Origin of the sequence: Enterococcus sp. DIV2384 (genome assembly GCF_050534975.1) — a bacterium.
Lineage (GTDB): Bacteria > Bacillota > Bacilli > Lactobacillales > Enterococcaceae > Enterococcus > Enterococcus faecalis.
In genome coordinates this window covers 556969-582684 of the sequence record NZ_CP172905.1, presented here as the reverse complement: position 1 = coordinate 582684, position 25716 = coordinate 556969, and the positions used below count along the sequence as shown (strand labels likewise).

General features: G+C 37.8%; 23 protein-coding genes and 3 other annotated features. Of the genes, 11 read left to right on the top strand and 12 right to left on the bottom strand.

Annotated elements, in window-relative coordinates; all coding sequences use genetic code 11:
* Positions 1 to 3 precede the first annotated feature (3 nt).
* The 3 genes from IGK54_RS02820 to IGK54_RS02810 all read right to left on the bottom strand — a co-directional run bounded on the left by IGK54_RS02820 (position 4) and on the right by IGK54_RS02810 (position 4108).
* Positions 4 to 1743 (bottom strand): DUF2264 domain-containing protein, encoded by a 1740-nt coding sequence (locus IGK54_RS02820; protein WP_185938172.1) that lies wholly within the window; start codon positions 1741 to 1743, stop codon positions 4 to 6.
* 378 nt (positions 1744 to 2121) lie between these two features.
* The gene (locus IGK54_RS02815) at positions 2122 to 2370 is read right to left on the bottom strand and encodes a GlsB/YeaQ/YmgE family stress response membrane protein (RefSeq protein ID WP_002355684.1); all 249 of its coding nucleotides are present in this window, start codon (positions 2368 to 2370) and stop codon (positions 2122 to 2124) included.
* A gap of 106 nt (positions 2371 to 2476) precedes the next feature.
* Positions 2477 to 4108 carry a peptide ABC transporter substrate-binding protein gene (locus tag IGK54_RS02810; RefSeq protein ID WP_002383058.1) on the bottom strand — a complete coding sequence of 544 codons (1632 nt, stop codon included), beginning with the start codon at positions 4106 to 4108 and terminating at the stop codon, positions 2477 to 2479.
* Positions 4109 to 4255: 147 nt separating this feature from the next.
* Positions 4256 to 4488 (top strand) — a binding site (T-box leader).
* Positions 4489 to 4644: 156 nt separating this feature from the next.
* Positions 4645 to 4887 (top strand) — a binding site (T-box leader).
* A gap of 53 nt (positions 4888 to 4940) precedes the next feature.
* Between IGK54_RS02810 and IGK54_RS02805 the strand changes: the two genes are divergently transcribed.
* The 5 genes from IGK54_RS02805 (at position 4941) to IGK54_RS02785 (ending at position 8018) form a co-directional block, all read left to right on the top strand.
* Positions 4941 to 5585 carry an amino acid ABC transporter permease gene (locus IGK54_RS02805; protein WP_002383057.1) on the top strand — a complete coding sequence of 215 codons (645 nt, stop codon included), beginning with the start codon at positions 4941 to 4943 and terminating at the stop codon, positions 5583 to 5585.
* A 12-nt stretch (positions 5586 to 5597) separates the two neighbouring features.
* The gene (locus IGK54_RS02800) at positions 5598 to 6233 is read left to right on the top strand and encodes an amino acid ABC transporter ATP-binding protein (protein ID WP_142430507.1); all 636 of its coding nucleotides are present in this window, start codon (positions 5598 to 5600) and stop codon (positions 6231 to 6233) included.
* 10 nt (positions 6234 to 6243) lie between these two features.
* Complete coding sequence (locus IGK54_RS02795; RefSeq protein WP_002355679.1) at positions 6244 to 7077, top strand: amino acid ABC transporter substrate-binding protein; 834 nt, start codon at positions 6244 to 6246, stop codon at positions 7075 to 7077.
* A gap of 176 nt (positions 7078 to 7253) precedes the next feature.
* Positions 7254 to 7697 (top strand): hypothetical protein, encoded by a 444-nt coding sequence (locus IGK54_RS02790; protein WP_002355676.1) that lies wholly within the window; start codon positions 7254 to 7256, stop codon positions 7695 to 7697.
* A gap of 96 nt (positions 7698 to 7793) precedes the next feature.
* Positions 7794 to 8018 (top strand): DUF3955 domain-containing protein, encoded by a 225-nt coding sequence (locus tag IGK54_RS02785; protein ID WP_025193898.1) that lies wholly within the window; start codon positions 7794 to 7796, stop codon positions 8016 to 8018.
* A 55-nt stretch (positions 8019 to 8073) separates the two neighbouring features.
* Here the strand turns inward: IGK54_RS02785 and leuS are convergent, their stop codons facing one another.
* Together leuS and IGK54_RS02775 are read right to left on the bottom strand one after the other, a co-directional pair.
* A complete protein-coding gene (gene leuS / locus IGK54_RS02780; protein WP_002364766.1) occupies positions 8074 to 10488 on the bottom strand; it encodes a leucine--tRNA ligase in 2415 nt (804 codons plus the stop codon).
* A 121-nt stretch (positions 10489 to 10609) separates the two neighbouring features.
* Positions 10610 to 10842, bottom strand: a binding site (T-box leader).
* A 50-nt stretch (positions 10843 to 10892) separates the two neighbouring features.
* Complete coding sequence (locus IGK54_RS02775) at positions 10893 to 13106, bottom strand: autolysin (protein ID WP_241408296.1); 2214 nt, start codon at positions 13104 to 13106, stop codon at positions 10893 to 10895.
* Between the two features lie 315 nt (positions 13107 to 13421).
* Between IGK54_RS02775 and IGK54_RS02770 the strand changes: the two genes are divergently transcribed.
* The 5 genes from IGK54_RS02770 (at position 13422) to IGK54_RS02750 (ending at position 17475) form a co-directional block, all read left to right on the top strand.
* Positions 13422 to 14081 (top strand): DUF1700 domain-containing protein, encoded by a 660-nt coding sequence (locus IGK54_RS02770; protein WP_002381265.1) that lies wholly within the window; start codon positions 13422 to 13424, stop codon positions 14079 to 14081.
* On the top strand, positions 14081 to 15106 hold the full coding sequence (locus tag IGK54_RS02765) for a DUF4097 family beta strand repeat-containing protein (protein ID WP_430603175.1): 1026 nt from the start codon (positions 14081 to 14083) through the stop codon (positions 15104 to 15106). Before IGK54_RS02770 ends, IGK54_RS02765 begins: the two co-directional genes overlap by 1 nt.
* 171 nt (positions 15107 to 15277) lie before the next feature.
* Complete coding sequence (locus tag IGK54_RS02760) at positions 15278 to 15928, top strand: phosphatase PAP2 family protein (protein ID WP_002355669.1); 651 nt, start codon at positions 15278 to 15280, stop codon at positions 15926 to 15928.
* Between the two features lie 15 nt (positions 15929 to 15943).
* Positions 15944 to 16912: a TIGR01212 family radical SAM protein gene (locus IGK54_RS02755; protein WP_002381264.1), complete on the top strand. Its 969-nt coding sequence runs from the start codon at positions 15944 to 15946 to the stop codon at positions 16910 to 16912.
* The gene (locus IGK54_RS02750; RefSeq protein ID WP_002379137.1) at positions 16912 to 17475 is read left to right on the top strand and encodes a class I SAM-dependent methyltransferase; all 564 of its coding nucleotides are present in this window, start codon (positions 16912 to 16914) and stop codon (positions 17473 to 17475) included. Before IGK54_RS02755 ends, IGK54_RS02750 begins: the two co-directional genes overlap by 1 nt.
* A 57-nt stretch (positions 17476 to 17532) precedes the next feature.
* Here IGK54_RS02750 and IGK54_RS02745 read toward each other — a convergent pair whose 3' ends face one another.
* The 6 genes from IGK54_RS02745 to erfC form a co-directional block, all read right to left on the bottom strand.
* Complete coding sequence (locus IGK54_RS02745) at positions 17533 to 18201, bottom strand: ABC transporter ATP-binding protein (RefSeq protein ID WP_002363221.1); 669 nt, start codon at positions 18199 to 18201, stop codon at positions 17533 to 17535.
* Positions 18202 to 18205: 4 nt separating this feature from the next.
* Positions 18206 to 19285, bottom strand: a complete 1080-nt coding sequence (locus IGK54_RS02740; protein ID WP_430603173.1) for an ABC transporter permease — start codon at positions 19283 to 19285, stop codon at positions 18206 to 18208.
* Between the two features lie 139 nt (positions 19286 to 19424).
* Positions 19425 to 20030 carry a TetR/AcrR family transcriptional regulator gene (locus IGK54_RS02735; protein ID WP_002355664.1) on the bottom strand — a complete coding sequence of 202 codons (606 nt, stop codon included), beginning with the start codon at positions 20028 to 20030 and terminating at the stop codon, positions 19425 to 19427.
* A 203-nt stretch (positions 20031 to 20233) separates the two neighbouring features.
* The gene (locus IGK54_RS02730; protein WP_002398098.1) at positions 20234 to 20476 is read right to left on the bottom strand and encodes a hypothetical protein; all 243 of its coding nucleotides are present in this window, start codon (positions 20474 to 20476) and stop codon (positions 20234 to 20236) included.
* A complete protein-coding gene (gene erfD / locus IGK54_RS02725; protein WP_002358756.1) occupies positions 20439 to 22208 on the bottom strand; it encodes a multidrug ABC transporter ATP-binding protein/permease ErfD in 1770 nt (589 codons plus the stop codon). The genes IGK54_RS02730 and erfD overlap by 38 nt, the downstream gene beginning before the upstream one ends.
* Positions 22208 to 23923: a multidrug ABC transporter ATP-binding protein/permease ErfC gene (gene erfC, locus IGK54_RS02720; RefSeq protein ID WP_002355662.1), complete on the bottom strand. Its 1716-nt coding sequence runs from the start codon at positions 23921 to 23923 to the stop codon at positions 22208 to 22210. Before erfC ends, erfD begins: the two co-directional genes overlap by 1 nt.
* A 253-nt stretch (positions 23924 to 24176) precedes the next feature.
* On the opposite strand from erfC, the gene IGK54_RS02715 reads away from it, so the two are divergent.
* Positions 24177 to 24839 (top strand): TetR/AcrR family transcriptional regulator, encoded by a 663-nt coding sequence (locus tag IGK54_RS02715; RefSeq protein ID WP_002358755.1) that lies wholly within the window; start codon positions 24177 to 24179, stop codon positions 24837 to 24839.
* 80 nt (positions 24840 to 24919) lie between these two features.
* Here the strand turns inward: IGK54_RS02715 and IGK54_RS02710 are convergent, their stop codons facing one another.
* On the bottom strand, positions 24920 to 25711 hold the full coding sequence (locus IGK54_RS02710) for an alpha/beta hydrolase (protein ID WP_002355660.1): 792 nt from the start codon (positions 25709 to 25711) through the stop codon (positions 24920 to 24922).
* Between the last annotated feature and the right edge of the window lie 5 nt (positions 25712 to 25716).

Below are 25716 nucleotides of genomic sequence, written 5' to 3'. Positions count from 1 at the left end.
TTTTTATTCCTCCCTTGTCACACCACCTACCAAACAAATCAGGCGATGCGTTCCTATTGGTAGCTCTTTTTGCAAATAAGGTAAACTTGTTCTTGGGAAAAACAACGATGTATTGGGTTCAGGTTGAAGAATACCTGCGTGGTCATACCCTTCAATTGCAACTATTTGCGAATACAATTCTCCTGAATCGACTCTAGCCCACTCTTTACCAAGTTCTTTTTCTGAAAATTTTCCAAGTAACGGTAGACTGAATCCTCCTTCGCGCACTTTTAATGGAACCGATGTCACTATTTCATGTACTCTAACATGCCATTCTCCAAAAGGATAAATGGTTGTTTCAATTTCTACTTCTTGAAAAGGTAGCCATTTATAATAAACTTGCTCCTCTGTTAAATAAAAATCATGAACTTTCCCTTTAACACGAAAATATTCACCATCACGAGAAACAGCCAATACGTTATCAAAAGCTCCCTCCTCATAACACGCGCCAGCTTTGGGAACGCTAAAACCAAAGCGGCTAGAATAGACAAATTTACTATATTTAGCCGCGGCATGTGCTTGATTTTCAAGCCATAGTCCTGCAGGATAGCCGAGGACATGCGTTTTCATTTTAGGATGGATTAATAACATGTTTCCCTTTTCTATCAAACGCTTTTCTTCTCGTTTTATCGCCAGCGGTTCAGCACGCCAAAACGGATGGTCTTGATCCACTGCGAGCAACAAAAATGTTTTAAAAGCCCAATACGGAGAGCCTGGTGCGTTATAACCTTCTGCCATTACTAAATTTTCGTAATGATAGCCAATGGACAACCGACCATCATAAGTGAAAATAGTCTGTTGCATCCAACAGTGTAAATGTTTTGCTAACAGCGTTTTTATTTGTCCCCAAGGTAACGCCTCTACTTCTGCAAATATCAAAGCTGCGAAAAACGCTCCTTGAGCAAACCGATACGTTTGACTACGTCCGTAAGGTAACGCTTCGCCCTCCTCATCAAAATAGTACAGATAGTCTTGCGCGAACATAACGGCTCGTTCTGTAAAACGTTTCGCACGAACAGGATCTCTTTCTCGCATAAATTTGACATAAATCAAACTATAATAATGAAAAGCAAACGAAATATAATAATCTCTTTGCGTAGTTTTACCATCCATATACCAACCATCACCTAAATACATGCGTTCAATCAACGCCAATTCTTCCTCTAGTTCCGCTTGGTTAATCACTTGTCCACATTCCTCGAGTGCCAAACGAATGAGCACTTTGAAAAACGTCCAATTATTTTTAGGAATTTTACAACCAAGTGCTTTATTTAGCCAAACCATGATATTTTCTTGCTGTTTCTCAGAAAAACAGGCCCAAAAATATGTCTTATGAAGCAATAAAGTTAAAGATAATGCTGCTGCTTCCACAATATATTGATCATAATCAACAATATCGCCCCAATAGTCTGGGGATGACGGATCGGTACCTGCGATTAATTTTTCCACATAAGCATCTCTTAAAACATCATCTTTACAAGCAACCCAATACGGTCCAATTCCCCATAATGGTCGAATGAGCGCTTCCATTTCAGCATGTTGCTGATCATAGACAGCACCACTGGACCCAAAATTCACGCCAGGTTTTTCTGATGTTAAAATAGCCGTTTTTAAAGGTGTCATGATTGTTTCAAAAGCTTCCAAATATGCTTCTCTGGTCAAAAAAAGATTACTTTTTAACGATTCCATGCTTTTCGCCCCCATTAGTTTAATTCAAAGAATAACAAGGGCACTTATTTTTTTCAACTATCGTTTAATGAATAAAACGACGTATTATGAGAGCAGAATTTCACTTCCCTTGAACTTAACATATTAATTTTTTCTTTATTTTTGTTGAGCCTTGAGCTATTCACTTTATCCAACAAAACTTCCTTTATCAAAAATGAATAATAAATGAAAAATAAGCAGTCTAACGCAGGAAATTCTCATAATAAATATTTTTAAAAAAAAGAGTCTATGACAAAAATCCAAAGAGATTTTTGTCATAGACTTAAAATATGAGAGAAAAGACATCAAAAGTAATGGTCTGATTAACCTTCACAAGTTTTATGATGCTTTTCAAGATATCATTTTGATACAATTTTACGCCTTGCGGTTTACAATAAAAGAGTAAATAGCGATACAGATAATCGCTCCTAGCAACGCTGAGATAATTGGAAACCCGCCGATGACTGGTCCTAAAGAAGGCAACAAGAGTGATGCTACCCAACTTCCTAAAAAGCCCACGATAATATTTCCAATAATGCCACCTGGCACGTCTTTTCCTAAAATTGCGCCAGCAATTGCGCCAATAATTCCTCCGACAATTAATGCCCATAGAAAGCTAAACATTTGAAAAACCTACCTTTCATAGTTGATTTTTTTAGTTAATTTTCCTTCTTTAAGGATAAAACAGAAAGCAGACTTTTTCAAAAGATAGGACTTTTCAGAAGTCAATTTATTCTTCTACATAAGCTAAACGATAGGATACTGTGCGACCAAAAGAAAATACTTGCAAGCCTTGTAAGCGATCTGATTTCAAGTAACCAATGGCTCCTTGGAATAAGGGTAAAACACCGGCATCTTTTTCAATTAATGTTTTTTCTAAACTTAGTAATTCATTCCAGCGTTTTTCAGGTTCATTGGCGTAATCTTTTCTAACTTTTTGGAGACCCGCATCATACGCTGAATCGTTATAACCAGAAGTATTTAAGCCACTTTTTGAGTCATAAAATTCTAAAAAATTAATGGGATCAGCATAGTCAGGTGTCCATGTTCCAAAGGCTAAATCGTAATTACCTGCTGTTTGTAAATCCAAACGATTTTGCAAAGGCAGTGATTTTAATTTGATTGTTAAACCTGGTAAATTTTGTTGCAATTGCCCTTGAACAAATTCAATGGTTTTCTTAGCAATCGCTGAGTCTGCTGAGATTAGTTCCAATTCAATTTTATCTTTGCCCAACTCTTCTTTCGCTTTGGTCCAGTTAGCTTGGGCTTCTTTAATATTATATGGCAATAAATCACCATTTTCTTTGCGGAAATCTTCACCTGTATCTGGATTTTTTGCAAAATTAGCTGGTACAAAACCATTTAAAGCTGTCGAGCCATCTCCTAAAATTTCTTTTGCAAAAGTTTCTTTGTCAATCGCTTGTAAAAAAGCTTTTCGAACATGTTCGTTGCCGGTAATTTCACGGCGATGATTTGGGCTTAAATAACCTACCATGGCTTTAGGCACAAAATGCGCTTGTTTTGACTCTTTATACTGAAGTGCATAAGTATCTGCTAAAACAGTGTAATCTAAATCGCCATTATCAAAAAGATTGGCTCCTGTGCCAATTTCTTTCACTACTTGAACATCAATTTCATTCAATTTTACGTGTTCTTTATCCCAATAATGATCATTCTTCTTCAATTTCCAGGTTTCGGAATTGCCATCCCAGCCTGAAATTACAAACGGCCCATTGCCAACAAAATTATCTGCAGAAGTCCCATAGGCAGTACCTTTTTCTTTGGCAAAGGCTTCATTTTTAGGCATAAAAGGTGTCCCAACCAAGACTTGGGCTAAATAAGGAATTGGATTTTCCAATGTTAGTTCTAGTGTCTGGTCATCGATTGCTTTGACACCAAATTCTTCCATCGTGGCTTGTCCTTCCCGCACCGCACGCCCATTTTTAAAAATATCCATTTGATTACTGCTACTTGAACCGTATGCTGGATCGACCACGTTTCTAAACGCAACTACAAAATCCCCTGCTTTAACTGGATCCCCGTTTGTCCATTTTGCTTCTCGTAACTTGAATGTATAGACTAACCCGTCTTCACTAACTTGTGGCTCTGCTTTCGCCATAGCTAGCTCAGGATCTCCGTTTTTATCTTGTCGATACAAGCCTTCAACTACTTGACCAATCATATCGGAACTATAGACATCTGTATAATGAGCGCTGTCTAATGTCGAGAGTTCACCACCAGATGCGACGTTAATTTTCTGTGTAGCTGGTTCGTTTGAGGTCGTTTTCGAACCGCCACTTCCACATGCTGCTAAAACCAAGCCCAGTGCAACAAGTCCGATTAACCACTTTTTCTGTTTCATACCAAAACTCCTCCTTCTGTTCAAACAACTTACTTACATTTTACATGATTTTCCATACATTTGTCCTTTTTCAGCACTTACTTTTTGAAAGAAAAATATTTTTTTAAGAATAAGAGTTGACAGATATTTTTTCTGGTGGTACAGTATTGAAAAACAGAGAACAGAAGAGTAACTGTTTCCTTTAGTGAAGAGAGTCTTTGGTTGGTGGAAAAAGACGTAAAGAAACAGCGAACCACATCTGGGAGTTGACTTTTTGAACCCTTAGTAGGAAAGTCCGGGACCACTCGTTAACAGGCGAAGTTATGAACTTCATAAGGTTCGTGTTGCGAAACACGAATAAACTAAGGTGGAACCACGATAATTGATTATTCGTCCTTTGGCTAGTCAGCCAAAGGACTTTTTTGTTTTTTTAGATGCATTTTTCAATCTGAGAGAGTGCCTCAACTGCTCAAGTCTGTTGTCCTCTTTTCCATATGCTTAATGGGATAATCTAGAAAAGCAACAGGTTTTCTGTTCCGTTCGAACAATTTCATACTTACAAATCAAGGCTTAGGACATAGTAATTTAGCTCTTCCTTTACAGAGACTTTTTCATTGGCTGAAAGAAAAAGATGGATTCTTCTTTACTCACACCTAAAAGATGTTTTTCTGAATCCTTTAGTAAGAAAAACCGGTGACTCTATCGTTAACAGAGAGTAGTTGTCAACGCAACTACATAAGGCTTATCTTGTGAAAGATAAGTAAATTGAGGTGGCACCACGAATGCGATTCGTCCTCTTGGCTCACAGCCAAGAGGCTTTTTTGTTTTTTAATAAAAATTGTTGGAGGAAAAAATGATGGATTATATTTTAGAAATTTTACCTGCTTTAGTTAGCGGAGCTGGCATGACACTGAAAGTCTTTTTCTTTACGCTCCTTGGCTCGATTCCACTGGGGATCATCATTGCCTTTATTTTACAAAGTTCGTTTAAACCTTTACGTTACTTAATTAACCTCTACATTTGGTTAATGCGCGGCACTCCGCTATTGTTACAATTAATTTTTGTTTTTTACGGCTTACCATTAATTGGTATTGTCTTTGAACGTTATGATGCGGCCTTATTCGCATTTATTTTAAATTATGCTGCGTACTTTGCTGAAATTTTCCGCGGGGGGATTCAAGCAATTCCCCAAGGTCAATATGAAGCTGCTAAGGTTTTACGTTTAACACGTTTTCAAACAGTCACCCGGATTATTTTGCCACAAGTTGTTAAAATCGTGCTGCCTTCCGTAGGAAATGAAATTATCAATTTGGTCAAGGATACTTCTCTTATTTATGTTCTTGGCTTAGGCGATCTTTTACGTGCTGGTAAAATTGCGATGAGCCGCGATGTTACATTAGTGCCATTAGCTTTAGTGGGAGTGATTTATTTACTCTTTACGGCAATTTTGACTGTTGCTTCTAAGAAAATTGAAAAATTCTATCAATATTATAAATAGGAGGACTCTACCATGTTAACTATTAAAAATTTAACCAAACATTTTGACAACCGGACCATTATTGATCACTTAAATTTAGAAATTCCAGAGGGTAAAATTTTAACGATTGTTGGTCCTTCAGGCGGCGGAAAAACCACTTTACTTCGTTGTTTGGCTGGTTTAGAAACCATTGATTCTGGTGAGCTTTTGTTGGATGGTGTTCCTTTCAATCCTGTTGAAATGGACAATGCCGATCAAGTGGTTGGGGTCGTTTTCCAGGATTTCCAACTTTTCCCTCACTTATCAGTTTTAGAAAACATTACCTTAGCACCTACATTAGTACTAAAAGAAGAAAAAGCAAAAAGTCAGCAAGAAGCTTTAGAATTACTGGAAAAATTGGGCTTGGCTGGTAAAGAAAAACTCTATCCGTACCAACTTTCCGGTGGACAAAAACAACGAGTTGCACTTGCTCGTGCCTTAGCAATGAAGCCAAAAGTTCTTGGGTACGATGAACCAACGAGCGCGCTAGATCCAGCTTTACGCCAACAAGTGGAAGAAGTTATTTTAGATTTACGGAAACAAGGCATGACACAGATTGTCGTGACCCACGATATGGCTTTCGCTGAAAAAATTGCAGACAACCTTTTGACGGTTGCCCCCGTCCAATAGAAAGGAGTTTATGATGAAAAAGAAATATTCTTTAGCCTTGCTGGTTATCTGTTGTAGTTTACTCCTATTTGCAGGTTGTGGTAAAAGAAAAAGCAACGAAGATCAATGGACACGGATTAACGAAGAAAAACGGATTATTATTGGCTTAGATGACTCCTTTGTGCCCATGGGTTTTCAAGATAAATCAGGCAAAATTGTCGGCTTTGATGTCGACTTAGCCAAAGCGGTTTTTAAACTTTATGGCATTTCCGTTGACTTCCAACCGATTGATTGGTCTATGAAAGAAACAGAATTACAAAATCAAACCATTGATCTTATTTGGAACGGCTACACTAAAACGAGCGAGCGGGCCGAAAAAGTTCAATTCACACAACCTTACATGACGAACGACCAAGTACTTGTTTCTTTAAAAGAAAAAAACATTGCAACAGCGAGCGACATGCAAGGCAAAATTTTAGGGGTTCAAAATGGCTCTTCTGGCTATGATGGCTTCGAAAGTCAGCCTGACGTTTTGAAAAAATTTGTTAAAGACCAAACGCCTATTTTATATGACGGCTTTAATGAAGCTTTCTTAGATTTAAAATCTGGCCGAATTGATGGGCTCCTAATTGATCGCGTCTACGCCAACTACTATCTTTCCCACGAAGATAATTTAAAAAACTATACTATTTCTCATGTCGGCTATGACAATGAAGATTTTGCTGTGGGCGTCCGCAAATCAGACAATCAATTAGTCCAAAAAATCAATACTGCCTTTGAAACGTTACGAAAAGATGGCACCCTTAGTAAAATTTCTCAAAAATGGTTTGGAGAGGATGTTACAAATAACACAAAAATAAACTAAATAACGAATAAAAAGGTGTACTGCTGACTTAGTACACCTTTTTATTTGAATCAAATTCTTAGCAAATTCTAACTTATGAAGAACTTTTATTTTTGCTACACTAGTAAAAGTCGAGAGAATTTGTCCTTTTTCTGCCTAGAACAATCATTACTCTCAATAAATGAAAGGAGAAAAAAATGCCTACTAATAAAAAAGAAGGAATGCTTTTTACTACGTTAATGTGCTTTCTGATGGTTTTCGGAATGAGCACCTATAATTTATTATTGCATGGAGAATTTTCATTGTACGCCTTATCAAAAGGTTTGCTTCCTGGATTTATCGTTGCTTTTATTTTAGACGTTTTCATCGTTGGTGTCTTAGCTAAGAAAATCGCTTTTTCTTTACCCTTTAATAAAGAAAAACGGCTATTACTTATTCTGACCATTTCGAGTCTCATGATTATCGGCATGGTGACTTGTATGTCTTTATTTGGCTTATTAATGGAAGGCCAGACGTTGTCACTAAGTGCGTATTTCCAAGCTTGGGGCCTGAACTTTATTGTTGCCCTTCCTTATCAATTGCTGATTGTCGGTCCCTTTTCACGTATGATCTTAACCAATTACCAACAACGACAAACTTAGAAAATAGATTTCTTATCTAAGTTTTAACAGTTGCCTAAAAAAAAGTTAACCTTTTTGATTTATCTTAGTGATAGTTCATTAAAGGAGGAACTGAAGTTGAAAAAATATCGTGTTAGCTTATTTCTTGGCTTGATTAGTCTTTTATTATTTATGATCTCTATTTTAGTTGGATCAACATTATCTAGCGATGGACTTTTAAAAGAACCCGCCTTTTTCTGTACGCCGCTCGGTTACTTTTTTCTCTTCATCGCCTTGCTTTCAGTTATAACAATCACATGTAAAGAACATATGAATCAAAAAGGTAAAACAAAACAACCTTAAAAAGAGCCAGACGTTTTGACACGTCCGGCTCTTTTTTTAATAAAAACATGTAAACTTAATTTGCAACAATATTTACTAATTTATCTGGAACAGCAATCACTTTGCGCACTGTTTTTCCTTCAATAAATTCTTTAACAGCTTCATGGTTCATTGCAATTTGTTCTAATTCTTCTTTGCTTAACCCACGAGCGACATTTTGTTTGCCACGTAATTTTCCGTTCACTTGGAAAACTACTTCCACTTCATCTTCTACTAAGGCTGCTTCATCATAGGTTGGCCAAGGGACATAAGTTAAACTTTCCTCGTTACCTAAAATTTGCCATAGTTCTTCACCAATATGTGGCGCGATTGGCGCAAGTAATTGGACAAATCCTTCCACATATTCATAAGGTAAGGCATCCACTTTATTGGCTTCATTCACAAAAACCATTAATTGAGAAATCGCTGTATTAAAGTGCAAGTTTGCCATATCTTCTGTCACTTTTTTAACCGTTTGATGATAAACTTTCGTTAAACGGCCATCATTAATTGTGGTAATTCGGTCACGCATTTTGCCTTCTTCATCAACAATCAGACGCCAAACGCGATCTAAGAATTTACGACTTCCTTCTAAGCCATTTTCATTCCAAGCAATGGAAGCATCTAATGGGCCCATGAACATTTCATAAAGACGTAACGTATCCGCACCATATTTAGCCACCACATCATCGGGATTTACAACATTGCCACGTGATTTAGACATTTTTTCGTTGTTTTCTCCTAAAATCATACCTTGGTTGTATAATTTTTGGAAAGGTTCTTTGGTAGGAACCACACCAATATCATATAAGAATTTATGCCAAAAACGAGCATAAAGTAAATGCAACACCGCATGTTCGGCACCACCAATATAGATATCAACTGGTAACCAACGTTTTAATTTTTCAAAATCAGCAATTTCATTTTTATTATGAGGATCAATGAATCGTAAGTAATACCAAGAGCTTCCAGCCCATTGTGGCATAGTATTCGTTTCACGTTTTCCCTTCATGCCAGTTTCAGGGTCGACGACATTGACCCATTCATCAATGTTTGCTAATGGCGATTCCCCAGTTCCACTTGGGCGAATATCCGATGTTACTGGTAAACGTAGAGGTAACTCAGATTCAGGAACCGTTGTGGTTGTTCCATCTTCCCAATGGATCACAGGAATTGGTTCACCCCAGTAGCGTTGACGAGAGAATAACCAGTCACGTAAACGATAAGATACTTCTTTTTTCCCTACGTGATTTTCTTCTAGCCACTCATTCATTTTAGCGATGGCTTCTGCTTTGTTTAATCCATTTAAGAAATCAGAATTGATATGCGGTCCATCCCCTGTATAGGCTTCTGTTGTAATGTCGCCACCTGCGATTACTGGTAGGATATCAATGCCAAATGTTTTCGCAAATTCGTAATCCCGTTCATCATGCGCTGGGACCGCCATGATTGCGCCTGTGCCATAGCTTGCTAAAACATAATCGCCAATCCAAATTGGAATTTCTTGGCCATTGACTGGATTTATAGCATACGCACCTGTGAAAACACCTGTTTTTTCTTTTGCTAAATCCGTTCTATTTAAATCAGATTTTTTTGAGGTTTCTTCAATATATGCTTCTACAGCTGCTGTTTGTTCAGGTGTCGTAATTTTTTTAACTAGTTCTAGTTCAGGAGCTAGAACAGTATAGGTTGCACCAAACAAGGTATCAGGACGGGTTGTAAACACCGTGAAACTTTCTTCTGTGCCAGCGACTTTAAAGGTCACATTGGCTCCTTCAGAACGTCCAATCCAATTTCGTTGCATATCTTTAATACTCTCTGGCCAATCAACAAGCTCTAAATCTTCTAATAAGCGATCTGCATAAGCAGTAATTTTCAGCATCCATTGACGCATTGGTCGGCGAACCACATCATAACCACCACGTTCACTTTTTCCATCAATGACTTCTTCATTTGAAATAACAGTTCCTAATTCAGGGACCCAGTTAACCGCAACTTCTGCTTCATAAGCTAACCCTTTTTCATATAATTTTGTAAATATCCATTGTGTCCATTTGTAATATTCAGGATCAGTGGTATTAATTTCACGATTCCAATCATAGCTGAATCCTAGTGAATTAATTTGGCGACGGAATGTTTCGATATTTTTCTTAGTAAATTCAGCTGGGTCATTTCCTGTATCTAACGCATATTGCTCTGCTGGCAAACCAAACGCATCCCAGCCCATTGGATGCAACACATTATAGCCTTGCGCACGTTTCATACGTGAAAGAATATCGGTTGCTGTATAGCCTTCCGGGTGACCTACGTGTAAGCCTTGTCCAGATGGATAGGGAAACATATCTAGTGCATAAAATTTTTCTTTATTTGGGTCGTCCAATGTATTGAAACAATTGTTCTTAGCCCAATATTTTTGCCATTTTTTCTCAATCTCTTTGTGATTGTAGCTCATGTTATTCCTCCTAGTAATATAAAATTTTTCATTCTTAAAATTTGCCACCTGCAGCCATTGTCACTATTCTGACTTAAACTAGCCACTTAGTGATAAAAAAAAAGTCCTATAGGAAAAATTCCTATAGGACGTGAACATACAAATGCAACGTGGTACCACCTAAATTCGTCAAAGAAACGGTCAGTCACCGTCACCTTAACCTCAAACGTCTTAACGATCGTCACCGACTTTTCCTACTTGGTTTGTTCAAAAAAGTAACTTAAAGGCGAGTTCAAAAGCTTCTGTACGTATTTCCACCAGCCATACGCTCTCTATCACATGGTTCTTTCTACTATTCCTTCTCATTGTTTTTTTCTATTATAAGACTCATGTTACCAAAGATAGCTATTTTTTTCAATCTTAAATTAACCAACTTTTAAAGTTTGACCAATATAAATTGTATCCCCGCTTAAGCCATTTAATTGTTTGATTTTTTGGATGCTGATTCCGTATTGCATTGATAAGCCCCAAAGTGAATCACCGCTTTTAACTGTATGGCGTTTGCCTGATGCACTATTTGTTGAAGAAGCATTGCCACCTGCAGAAGCGCCTTTTTTCACGATGATTGTTTGACCAGCAAAAATTAAATCGCCTTTGATTCCGTTCCATGAACGTAGATTAGCAACACTCACGCCAAACTGTGCAGAAATTTTATTCAACGTATCGCCTGATTTAATCGTGTAGGATGTTGTCGCACCGCCACCATTATTCGTAGGCTTGTTCGTATTCGTTGAACCTGAGTTGGCGCCTTTTTTCACGATAATCTTTTGACCAGCAAAAATCAAACTACCGCTGATGTTATTCCAGGCTTGTAAGTTAGCCACACTAACACCGAATTGTGCAGAAATTTTGTTCAAGGTATCCCCTGATTTAATTGTGTAGTACGTATTCGTTCCTGATTGATTATTGTTAGAGCCACCGTTGCCTGAGCCACCGGTGTTACCTGAAGTACCTTTTTTCACAATAATTTTTTGACCAGCGAAGATTAAATCGCCAGAAATGCCATTCCATGAGCGTAAATTAGCAACACTCACGCCATATTGCGCGGCAATTTTGTTCAAGGTATCGCCTGATTTAATTGTGTAGTACGTATTCGTTCCTGATTGATTATTGTTAGAGCCACCGTTGCCTGAGCCACCGGTGTTACCTGAAGTACCTTTTTTCACAATAATTTTTTGACCAGCGAAGATTAAATCACCAGAAATGCCATTCCATGAGCGTAAATTAGCAACACTCACGCCATATTGCGCGGCAATTTTGTTCAAGGTATCGCCTGATTTAATTGTGTAGTACGTATTCGTTCCTGATTGATTATTGTTAGAACCACCGTTGCCTGAGCCACCAGTGTTACCTGAAGCACCTTTTTTCACGATGAGCTTTTGACCAACGAAAATTAAATCGCCAGAGATGCCGTTCCATGAGCGTAAATTAGCAACGCTCACACCATATTGCGCGGCAATTTTATTCAAGGTATCTCCTGATTTTACAGTATAGTACGTGTTCGTTCCTGATTGATTGTTCGAGCCGCCTGTTCCTGGATTAACTGTTCCGCCCCCAGTATTTCCACCAGAAGATGGTGTATCATATTGAGTTAAGTTATATGCGGTAATGACATTATTTAATTTAGCATTGTAGCTAGGATCTGTCGCATAACGACCTGTTAACCAAGCAGTTGCATCGCGGTACGAGCTTGTATTGCTTTTCCAAGCCCCAGCATAATAGTAAACGCCCGCTTGGAAAGAAGTTGTTTTTAGCACGTGCGCATTATCTTGGAATGATTCCATGTAAGAAGGATATTTACGGAAAGGTTCTTTTTTAACTAACCATTTGCCGTTTAAATATTCCCATGTATCCATATAGACAGATTGTCCATTGTAGCTGCCTTTAATCCCAAATAAGTTATAGTTTGGTGCCTTAGATAACGTACTTGCCCCCCAACCACTTTCAACGATTGCTTGAGCCATCATCACTGATGCATATAAATCATTGGCTTGCGCAATAGGTTGTGCACAACGAGCTAACTCGGCAATAAATTCTGAAGGACTTTGCGTCGGTGATAACGCTGAAAAAGTTTGCGCAGAAGCTACTCTAGCTTCTGGTACTTTTATTTCATCATCGGGTGTAACCGCAGGCGCTGCTTCAGACTCGGTTGTTGAAGGAGCTACTGGCGTGATTTCTGCTACTGAAGAATCAGTCGTTCCTGATTCCACAGGTGTAGTTGAATCAACTGTTGGTTGCTCGGTACTTGGTGTTGTTGGTGTTTCTTTTGATGATTCAGTTGTCGATTCAGTCGTTGTTGACGAATCCGTTGTCGGTTGTTCCGTAGTTCCTGGCGTAGTTTCTGTTGTTGGTGTCTCTACTAAGCCAGTTTCCGTAGTAGGTGCTTGGGCAACTTCCGCATTTGTTGGCTGCTCTTCTGTTGCCTCAGCAGTCACTGGTAGTAACGCAACGGGCGTTCCTACAGATGAAACAATTAACGCCGAGCTGAATAAAGTAGTGCTCTTCTTCCATTGTACTGGCGTTTTCTTTCTTTGTTGTGCTTTCCTTCTTTCGATACGTGACATTGATTCTTTCTTCATTGATACGTCCCCAACTTTCCTTTTTTAACTTATATGTAAATGTAATTTTTTAGTTTTGTTATTATAACAAGTATACCTTTTTTTCTGGCGAATTAAAAACACTTCAACAAAATTTCATATTACTGTAACTAGATTGTAAAGAAGTAATGTTTTTTAACACGGATATACTCTCTTGTTACTACTCGGAAAAAACTGCGACTTTAGTTGTAGACGCTTCTTTACCTTAGTCTGATTTTTTTAATTTCTCTTGTTATTCGCCCAAAAAGAAATTATAGTTTAAGATGAGAAATGAATCGTGTAGAAAGAGGGAGCGGAATGAATAAAGAACATTTTATTATTGAGCTGAAAATTTATTTAAAAGCATTAAATCCAAAAGATCAAGCTATTATTCTTGCGAAATACAAGGCGTTATTTGATGCTCGTGTTGCGGAAGGCGAAACAGAAGAACAAGTGGCAAAATCATTGGGGAAACCACGGGTTATCGCAGAAGAAATTTTAAAAGAACAAGGCATTGAATTGACGGAACGAAAAATTGAAAATAATGGCTGGCAAGAAATTCCAGCGGCTACACCTGCTTATGATCATCCCTATGAAGAAGAATCTGAATTTTACTATGATAATGATTCTCCATACTATCAACGACCACAGCATCGGCCGCTAACCCGATTTTTCCAAGTGCTTGGTATTTTCTGTTTAAATTTTTTCTTCATGTTTTGGGTTATTTTAGGGATTGCCTTAATGTACGTCGGTTGTGGCATTGCCGGAGCTGCAACTTTATTTTCACCAATTTATGGTATTTATAGTGTTATTACCCAAGCAAATGCCGCTTCCTTTTTCCAATTATCTATGAGTCTCTTTTTATTTGGTGCATCAATCATTGGTTGGTTACTGTTTCTACCAATTTTAAAATTTTCAGCACATGTCTTTAAGCGTTATTTCCAATGGAACATTGCTGTTTTACGAGGTGATATCTAATGAAAAAAACAACAGGGATTCTCTTATCCATTGCTGTCTTAGCGATGCTAATTGGTGGATCTGGCGCCGTCTATTATTACAAGCAAGCGGAAAAATCAGTCACACCGCTAAAAGAAAGTTATACACTAAAAAATAAACAAGCAGGCGAAGAACTTCACTTATCCTTAAAAGGCAAAGGCCCGTATACCATTTATAAAACTGATAGTAACAAAATGGGGTTACGATCACCGAATAATGCCTTTTATTCAAAAGCTGAAGGCACCTTAGATGTCAAAGAAGAAAAAAATAAAATAACAGCAACCATCAATACCACTCGTACACAAAACCAACCCGAGTTGTCATTTTTTAATATTGGCATTTTTAATGACCTCACACCGAACGTGAGTGTCCAGATTCCTAATAATGTGAAAAAGTTAGTGATTGATGGCTCAACCCATTCACAAGTTTCATTGAATGCTTTTAACGTAGACGAATTAACAACTAATCTACCAAATTCTTATGTTAGTCTATCGGGTGTTAAAGCCAAAAAAATGACGCTTAACTCTTCAGATGGTATCTACCTTTCAGCGGATACTTCCGCTAAAACAGCAACAGTTGAAACCACTGACGGCGATATAACGTTGGATTCAGCCTATTTCGATGAAATCAAAAATACGACTACTTCTGGTGATATTCGAGTGCAAAATGCTCGTGGAAACATCCAAGCAACAACGACAGATGGCGATATTAGCGTCTATGATTTCAAAGGAGAAGCTAACTTTTCAAGTGAAAATGGTGATTTTTCTTTAGACATGCCTGCTGTGCCTAAAAAATTAACTGTCGCTCTTGTCCATGGAGATATTTATGTAAATTCTGGAGAAATTTTGCGTAACATTTCAATCAAAGGTGAATCAAAATTAGGCGATGTTCAACTTTTAAACAAAGAGCGAACATCTTATAAGAATGGTCGTGCGAATACAGAGTTTAACCTTTCTAGCGAATTCGGCGATATTACCGTTGATACTCCTGATGATGATAATCAATAAACATGTGCCAGTTAAAACATCTGTTCTGGTACCACAATGAGAGATTGTGGTGCCAGAACTTTTTTAATATCTGTATCCCCTCCAAATCAGGCAATGAAATTATCTTTTAATTTTTTACCCTTTTGATGGTATAATACGGATTGTTGCGATTAATTTTTGAAAGGATTTTTTATGAAAAACAAACTTTATTATCAATTTGCAGGTAGTTGTTTTCTTTTAGTATTTATGTTTTTAGGCTATGTTGTTCGTTTTTATCCAACCTGGCTCAAAGGCTTTGATCAAACGATTACTTCCTTTGTTCGTCGTCCTTTTCCACAGCTAAATAACTTTTTTATTTGGTACACCAAATTTGCCAATTCATTGACGATTATCATCTTAGCGATCGTTGTCATTGCTCTATTTATTGTTTGGAAATATTATGCTGAAGCATTATGGCTCTTTATTAATACTGCCTTAATTGCTGGCGTAGGTAATTCTTTATTAAAATTATTCTTTATGCGCCAACGTCCTACTTTGGAGCATTTAGTAACTGAACATACGTATAGTTTTCCTAGCGGACATGCTGTAGGAAGCACCTTGTTCTACGGCACTATTTTATTGATTCTGCCAATTTTCATTAAAAATAAAACGGTCCGCCTTTGTGTGCAAATTTTACTAGGTATTGGGATTTTCATGATTGGGGTTAGTCGAATCTATTTAGGTGTCCATTTCCCTAGCGATATCTTAGGTGGTTTTTGTCTTGGTTTAGCTTGGTTGTTATTAAGTTACCCTATTTATTTAGAAAAACGCTTTGTTTGGCGATTTCAAAGCAAACAACGCTAGAAAGAAGTCTTGATTATGCAAATTTTTCCTTATTCAGATGATCCAAATAAACGCTATCACACTTGGAACTATGCACTTCGTCAACAGTTTGGTGAAAAAATTTTTAAAGTGCCAATTGATGGTGGCTTTGATTGCCCCAATCGTGATGGGACCGTTGCCAAAGGTGGTTGTACGTTCTGTAGTGTTTCTGGCTCAGGCGACATGATTGTTGCACCTAGCGATCCCCTGCCGCTTCAATTTCAAAAAGAAATCCAATTGATGCATCAAAAATGGCCAACTGTCGATCAATACATTGTTTACTTCCAAAATTTCACCAATACACATGCGCCAGTTGACGTTATTCGTCATCGGTTTGAACAAGTAGTCAATGAAAAAGGCGTCGTTGGTTTATCCATTGGTACCCGTCCTGATTGTTTGCCTGATGAGGTAGTGAACTATTTAGCCGAATTAAATGAACGCTTTTATTTATGGGTAGAGTTGGGTTTGCAAACCACGTTTGAGGAAACTAGCGCTGCCATTAATCGCGCCCATGATTATCAAACATATCTAGATGGTGTGGCTAAATTACGGAAACACGGGATTCGGGTCTGTACACATTTAATTAACGGGCTACCTGGTGAAACCCCCGCTATGATGCGCGAAAATGTGCGGCGAACTATTCAGGATTCAGATATCCAAGGGATTAAACTGCACTTACTTCATTTAATGACAAATACCAAAATGATGCGGGATTATAATGAAGGACGCTTACAATTGATGAGCAAAGAAGCCTATGTTTCAGTGATTTGTGATCAGTTAGAAATGATTCCACCCGAAATTATTATTCATCGCTTGACAGGCGATGCTCCCTTTGAAACAATTATCGGACCGATGTGGAGCTTGAAAAAATGGGAAGTTCTCAATGCGATTGATACGGAAATGAAACGCCGCAACAGTTATCAAGGAAAATATACTGTCATTTCAGGAAAGGAAGTTTTCAATTAATGCTACAAACAGCCCTACATTTTAGTCACCAACTTTTAAAAGAAGTGGTGGAACCTGGCGACTTCGTCATTGATGCAACAATGGGAAATGGTCATGATACAGCATTCTTAGCAGAGCTGGTTGGCCCTTCTGGTGAAGTTTTCGCCTTTGATATCCAAAAAGAAGCGTTGATCAATACAGAACAAAAGTTAACAGAACTTAATTTACTCTCACAAACTACGTTATTTCCATTAGGACATGAACATCTTCATGCTGTCCTAGATGAAGAAACAGAAATCACTGCCGCTATTTTTAACTTAGGCTATTTACCTAAAAGTAATAAGGAAATTATTACAAAACCCGCTACGACTAAACAGGCGTTAGATGGGTTACTGCCTCATTTGGTAAAAGGAAGTCGCATTATTTTAGTCGTTTATTATGGCCACGAAGGTGGTTCAGAGGAACTTGATTTGGTCACGAATTACACGCAAGCCTTACCACAAGATGTTTACAGTGTCTTACGTTATGAGTTTATCAATCAAAAAAATCAGCCACCTGTTCTTTTCTGTATTGAAAAGAAATAAGAGAACATGGTCGGATTGTCTCCAGCAATCCGATCATGTTCTCTTTTATTTGTTTTGTTACTCTGTCAATTCACCATCACGAATACGAACCACTCGATCACAGTATTTCAACAAACGCTCATCATGTGTCACCATGATAATCCCTTTATCTTTCTCTTTGGCCTCTTTCGCTAGTAATTGGACAACATCAAATGCCTTTTCTGTATCTAAACTAGCCGTTGGTTCATCTGCCAAAATTACGTCTGGCTCATGATACAATGCACACGCAATGGCTACCCGTTGTCTTTCCCCACCAGAGAGATCACGAGGATAACTATTTCGTAATTCTTTTAAACCCAACGTCTCTAACAATTGCTCTTTTAATTCACTATTTTTACGTGACTTATCAACTTTTTCAATTAAGTGAAATTGATCTTCCACTGTTAAAAATGGCACCAAATTAGAGCTTTGTAAAATAAAGCCGATTTTTTGAAAACGTTGCGCCAAACGTTGCTTTTTCGTTAACTTATTTAGTGATTGCCCGCCAACAATGACTTCACCACTTGTCGGTGCCTGTAAACCAGCTGCAATCGTTAAAAAGGTACTTTTACCAGAACCAGAAGGACCAATTACTGCGACAAATTCACCTGGCTGAACCGCAAAAGATAATTCTTTTAACGCGATCACTTCTGTATGTTTTTCACCATATTTTTTATAAATATTTTTCATTTCTAAAACATTTGCCATGTCTTTAACCTCCAATCGCGATTAACGGATCAATTTTAGCAATCGTTCGAATTGAAAATGCCCCGCCAATTAATGCAGATAAAATCAATAGTATACTAAACAAAATCATGCGTGGTCCATTAGTTGCATAAGGCATCGCTTCTGGTAAAAAGAGCACGGTAATTCCCGTTAAAGCAAGACCAATCGCCACTCCTAGAACAGCCAATAAAGCGGTTTGTAGCATGACTGCCTTTGCTAAGAAACTAGTCGGCACCCCTTGAACTTTTAAGACACCGAACATTGCTGTTTTCTGTAAAGTCATCACAAAGATAAAAATACCGATAATGAACGCTGCAATCACAATCAAGAAATAAATCATGCCATCCAAGGTCAAGTTTTGAGCGCTGTATCCTGGCAGTTTTTCAATAAAATCTGAAATTGAAAGAACTTGGCTGTCTTTATTAGTCGTTTTAACTTCCGCGTTGTCCTTGCTGCGAACAATGAAACCATTAACCATTTTGGCCATTGCTGGATTGTCACCATATTTAATTGACCGCCATGTATCCAGAGAAGTGTAAATAACTGGCACAATGTTATAGCTACTTTTAGAAATAAAGCCGACAATTTCTAATTGCTCATCATATTTCCCTGCAGTTAATTTGTCGCCAATTTTAAATCCTTGATTTTTCAATGTTTCTGAAGCAATCACTTGATTTTTATCAGTAAATGCGTTTCCTTCAATCACTTTTGGCATTAAAAAACTTTCTTTTTCAATCCCAAATAAGCTAACATTCGTTAATTCAGCCTTTTTGTCATCTGCTGGGCGGATGGCTAAAGATTGTTGACCAATCGGTGCAATTTTGCCTCCTGAAATCGTTTCTTTCACGTTTTCATCTAACACTGATACATTTAAATTACTATTGGCCTCTTTTGATAAAACCACTTGATTCGCTTGCCATTGATCTACGGCTAAACGATTTCCTTGAGCTAAACCGTTCGCTAAACCTGACAAAATAAAAATTAACCAAGCAATCAAGACCATTACTAAGACTACAAGGACGTACCGTCCTTTTGAATACTTCATTTCATTAAATCCTAAAAACATGAATGGTTCACCTCTTTCTTCTTTTCGAAATAAACTATATCACTTATCAATCGATAAATCAATAATTATTTATCGATTGATAAGTGAATTTTACAAAAAAAATAGAGAAGTCTGTTTTTCAACAGGGCTTCTCTATTTTTTATTTGTGACTTTTCAGAACGCCATGTAGCATAAATTGAATAAATTTTTTGACATCGTCATCCACTGTTTTTCGCTGGTACGTTTTTTCAATACTTAATAATGCACTAACGTTATATAAAATAAACCGAGTTGCATCATCTACACTGATGCCCTCTTGTAAGCAATTGGTTTCAGGTTCACTTTCAAAAATAGCCGCAATATTATTGATATAGGTTTTTTTGAAAATTTGATACAGCGTACGATTGTAATCAGGGCCCATTTCTTGAAACATATCGTTCAACATTAAGAAAAGATTGGTCGGATGTTCATCTAACAAAACTTTGATTAATTGATAAAGTTTTTCTTCTACTGATGCATTTCCAGAAACAATTGGGACTAATTCTTCCTGAACACGGGACGTTAATTCTTCAATCACAGCTAAATACAGTTCTTTTTTATTTTTAAAATGGTGATAGAGATTCGGTTGGGTAATGTTCGCTTTTAAAGCAATTTCACGAGTGGAGGTATTTTTGAACCCCTTTGTCATGAATAATTCAGAAGCGACAGACAAAATAATTTGCCGTGTACGTTCTAAATCAGCTTTGCGTTTATTTGGCTTTTCCATGGTTTTCTCGCCCCCTGCTGCTTTTTATTTTAGCATATTCTCCGGCAAGAAACGAGAGACCTTTATACAAAAAACGAAAAATATACAATCAATGTGCCTACTATTTGGAGAAGAACCGCGCAATAATACCACCGCTGCAGATGTATCAGCCAGCCTTTTTCGCCCCCAAGATAAATCAACTACTGCAGTCCATAAAAAAACTATTAGCCAACAACCAAAAAAGCAGTGCCGATTTTGTCCATCGATTCTCTCTGAATACACTCAGTACAAATAAAGTATTTAGCACCAAAAACGTGCGCCGTAATTGCCGTACATTCCTCATTTTCCCCATTGATATATCTCCTTTTTCTATTTAGCATAGCAAAAAAAGAAGCAAATGAGAATGACTCATTTTGCTTCTTTTTCAACTTATTCAAAAACAAATTGATTTTTATAAAGTTCCGCATAGAATCCATCTTGTTCAACTAGTTCATGGTGGTTGCCTTCTTCAATGACTTCACCGTCTCGTAAAACAATAATCCGATCCGCATTTAGAATCGTTTTCAAACGATGGGCAATCACAAAACTGGTGCGCCCTTTAATTGCTTCGTCCATCGCTTTTTGGATTTTAGCTTCTGTTACTGTATCAACATTACTTGTTGCTTCATCCAAAATTAATAATTCTGGATTGGTAATAATCGTTCGTGCAATACTTACTAATTGCTTTTGCCCCGTACTGAAAAGGTTATTCTCTTCCGTAATCTCAGTATCATAGCCTTGCTCAAGATTTACAATAAATTCATGGATATTCGCTTGTTTCGCTGCTTGAACAATTTCTTCATCCGTGGCCTCTGGCTTACCAAAAGCAATATTCTCACGAATTGTTCCTGAAAATAGAACGGACTCTTGCAAAACAATGCCTACATGTGAACGCAAGCTATCTAAATCCATTTCACGAATGTCCACACCATCAAACGTCACGGCGCCTTCATTCACATCATAAAAGCGATTCATTAAATTCATAATCGTTGTTTTTCCTGAGCCTGTCGGTCCGACTAAAGCGACCATTTCACCTTTATCCACATGAATAGAAACATCTTTCAACACAGGCGTTTCTGGATTATAGCCAAAAACAACATGATTTAAAGCCACAGCTTTGTTAATCTCTTCTAATTTTTCGCCATTTTCGGGACGAATTTCATCTGGTTCATCAAACATCTCATTTAAACGACGAGCGCCTGTAACAGCTAATTGAATCATGCTATAACCTGAAGAAATTTGCATCAATGGTTGATAATATTGTTGGGAATATTGGACAAACATAACGACTAAACCTAGCGCAGCGGCACGATCAACAGAACCATTGATTGCTAACCAACCACCAAAGAAAATAACAATTGCCGTATTGACTAATGACATTCCTTGCATCATTGGGAAAAGTAATCCTGAATACACTTGACCTTTATACGTAGCTGCACGAACTTTTTCATTTTGCTCTAAAAAGCCGTCAATGGTTTCTTCTTGTAAGCCATTAGTGATAATCACACGTTGCCCACTAATTTTTTCATCCATATAGCCATTTAATTTACCCACTTCATCTTGCTGTAAATCGACATATTTGCGCGCCTTGCTAATCACAAAGACCGCAATTAAAATCGCAATCGGCGTAGAAGCAATTGTAGCCCATGCCAGTTCCACATTTTGACGGAACATCATGATTAAGACACCAACCAATAAGGCAATATTGGTTAACACTTGTAGCAACGCTTGGTTTAAACTGTTTTGTATGTTGTCTAAGTCACTAGTAAAACGACTTAAAATTTCACCATCTTGATGAGAATCAAAGAAACGAATCGTCAATTTTTCTAATTTGTTAAACAAACCAATCCGCATGCGGTTTGTCGATTTCCCCACGACTTGTGTAAAGAGAATACTATAAATGAAACTAGCGGCACTAGTTAAGACATAAAAAATGAGTAGTTTCCAAATGACAGAAACGAACGCACTTTTATCGTCTTTTCCTTGCATCACATTAACCGCATATTTCGCTAATTCCTGAATAGCTTCCCCAACGAATTGCGGCGCTTTGACTTGTAAATAAGTCGCTGCGAAAATTGCTAAGAAAATAAAGAGGAAAGAAACTTTGTAACGCTTTAAATAATGATAGAAAAATTTACTAGCTTTTATTAAATCAGTCATTAAGCTTCCTCCTTTCCTTTTTGAGTTTCATAAATTTCTTGATACACGGGGTTCGTAGCTGCTAATTCTTCATGCGTGCCTTCCCCGACTAAACGTCCATTATCCAATACTAAAATACGATCTGCATGGACAACAGAAGAAATTTTTTGGGCAATAACGATCGTGGTAGTCTCTTTTAACTCTTTATCCAACGCTTCTCGGACTAACCGCTCCGAACGAGCATCCAACGCGCTGGTACTATCATCTAAAATCAAAATTTTAGGTTCACCAATCACACCTCTTGTAATTGATAACCGTTGTTTTTGTCCACCAGAAAAGTTATTACTCCGTTCTTCGACGGGTGCATCATAACCTTCTGCTAATTTTTCAATAAATTCCTTGGCTTGGGCGATGCCTGAAGCCCGTTCCATATCCGCTTCAGAAGCGTCACGTTTACCATGGCGTAGATTTTGCGCAATCGTTCCAGAGAACAGGATTGCTTTTTGCAATACAAAGGAAACTGTTTTTCGTAAACTGTGTTCGTTCACTTCTCGTAAATCGACACCACCAACTTCAATCTTTCCTTCTGTCGGATCAAACAAACGTGGAATTAATTGTGCCAATGTAGATTTACCAGCGCCAGTTGCGCCCACAATCCCAATCATTTCACCTGGCTGAATAGAGAAAGAGATGTCTTTCAAGGTATCTTCTTCATCCCCAGGATAACGGAAAGATACGTGATCAAACTCAACACTACCAATTAACTCTTGTTCTGGGACTTTTTTGTAGGTAACATCTGGTTCTGTTTCCATCACTTCTTTAATCCGCTTAATGGAAACAGCGGCACGAGAAGTCATCATCATCATCATTCCGCCGATAATAATCGCCATCATGATTTGCATTAAATAGTTCATAAAGGAAGCGACACCACCGATTAAAGTTGGATCATCCTTGACTAAGTTACTCACAAAGAAAATCGAGCCTACAACGGCTAAGTTCGCCACCAACATAAACGCTGGAATCATCACAGCAAATAAGCTACCTACGATTAAGTTATGGGTGGTTAATTCTTCACTCACTTTTGTAAAACGTGACAATTGATTTTTTTCTTGAACAAATGATTTGACGACACGAATGCCTAACAAATTTTCTTTTGCGATACCATTAATCTTATCAATCAAGTTTTGAATAATCATGAAATGCTTGCCCATTTGCGAAAAGGACAGCATAGAAATCAAAATAACTGCGATGACAAGTGCAACAATCACCCACCATAGTTGTGGCAAGGTTAGCATCGCTAAAATAAAACTCCCGATAAATAAAAAAGGAATTCTAAAAAGTGTCTGCAACGCAATCATAATGACATTTTGAATTTGAGTAACGTCATTTGTTAAACGAACAACTAAGTTACCTGCTGAAAATTTTTCGATATTGCCAAATGAAAAGGTTTGGATTTTGCGGAAAGTTGCTTCACGAATGTCAGCACTGACACCTTGGGCAACTTTGGCAGAAAAAATTGTATTAATAACCCCTGCAACGAGTCCTAATCCTGCAATGGCAATTAATTGAATCCCTAAGTTTTTCATTTTGTCGCTATCGTCATTCATAATTGCTTCCAACACTTGTTGTAACAATTTTGGTTGCCAAAGTGCTGAGACAACCATTACGATCACCGCCAACAAGGCAATAACTACCGAGCCTTTGTATTTTTTGGCGTGTTGAATAATAAGGTCCATCTTATCCCTACTTTCTTAAAATAGTTCCCTGCTTCTTCAGTGTTGGTCTGCGAATTCTTCCCCATTACAAAAAAATCAATTTGCTCATTGACTTCACCAATTTAACACTGTAAAATAAGGCCGATTCATAATTTACCATTTTTAGTGGTAAAATACAAGCGAACAAGTTAATTTTTCACAAGTTTTTCCTATCATAAAGTGTACCTTCTTTTTGATAAACTTACGAAGATAACGTTTAATAGGAGCTAAAATCATGGAACCGAAATTATCAAAAGACACGATTATTGCAGCCGCATTTTCTTTGTTAGAAAAAAGTCCCACTTTAGAACAACTTTCTATGCGTAAAGTCGCCAAACAGCTTGGTGTACAGGCGCCCGCAATTTATTGGTATTTTAAAAATAAGCAAGCCTTACTTCAAAGTATGGCTGAAGCGATTGAAGAGCACTTTCAAGAACCTGCATTATGTGGTGAATGGTATTCTGACTTACTGGCCTTCATGGAAAACTATTATGATCTCTATCAACAATTTCCCTGTGCCGTAGCTATCGAAATCCAAACCGTCCCTGCCTATCCCCAACGATTACGCCATTTGAATCAAATGATGGGCATTTTAAGAGAAGCAGGTTTTTCACCAGAAATGACTCATTTAGCAGTAACGTCTTTACAACATCTTTTATTTGGGATGATTATGGACGCAACGGAGGAAAAACAGCTCGTTTCGCAAGTGTTGAACGGAGATGACTATTTAAAAGAACAAGTGTTGCACATGAAACAATATGTCTCCGACAATGAGTTAACGTACATGGAGGAAAGCATTCAATTTCGACACTCCATCCACCAAAAATCCGCCTTTATTCAAGCCGTTAAAACCTACTTAGATGGGTTGCAAGCAGACAACACCTCTTCATCTAAATAAAAAAAGCCCTTGGTCCGTCAGTCATTTCGACTGACGGACCAAGGGCTAACTTTTAAAATAAATATTGAAAACTACTTTGTCTATTTTGGTATTGGTAGCCAAGCCAAGGCTTTTTGAATCCATTCATCCCAGAACACCCAGTCATGTTCTCCTGGTCCAGTTTCAAAAGTGTAACTTGCCTGTGCCTGTTCCAACGCTTGAGCCATCTGTTGATTAGCAGAAAGTAACATATCTTGCTCCCCACAACAAAGGTAAAATTGGGGCATTTCTGTTTGGCTTTCTACTAATTGTTGTAATAAATACAGCGGATCGTGAATGGAACCTTCAATTTGATCTAACGGGCCAAAAATACCTTCCCAATAGCTTCGCTTACGGACTTTTAATAATTCCCCAAAACTAGTGGATGATAAACTAACTGCCCCAGACAAAGAAGCAACGGCTGCAAAAGATTCTGGTTTCGCTAATCCTAATTTCAAGGCGCCATAACCACCCATTGACAAACCAGCGGCAAAGGTTTTTTCTCGTTTTGTACTTAACTGTGGAAAGAGTTGATGACAAATTTTCGGTAATTCTTCTGAGATAAACGTCCAATAGTTCATATCGTATTGTGTGTCCGTATACCAAGCTAAATCCGTGGACGGCATAATGACAGCAATCCCCAAATCAGCGACATACCGCTCAATAGAGGTTCTGCGAGCCCAGACACTGTGATTCCCTCCCATCCCATGTAATAAATACAACACGGGAATATCTGTCAATGCTGCTTGGGTACTTGTGCCCACTTTTTTTACCGTTTCTTGTGGTAAAATTACGTTCACATTCACTTCCATTTCCAATACATTTGAATAAATATTTGCTTGTAAAAAGGCCATCTACT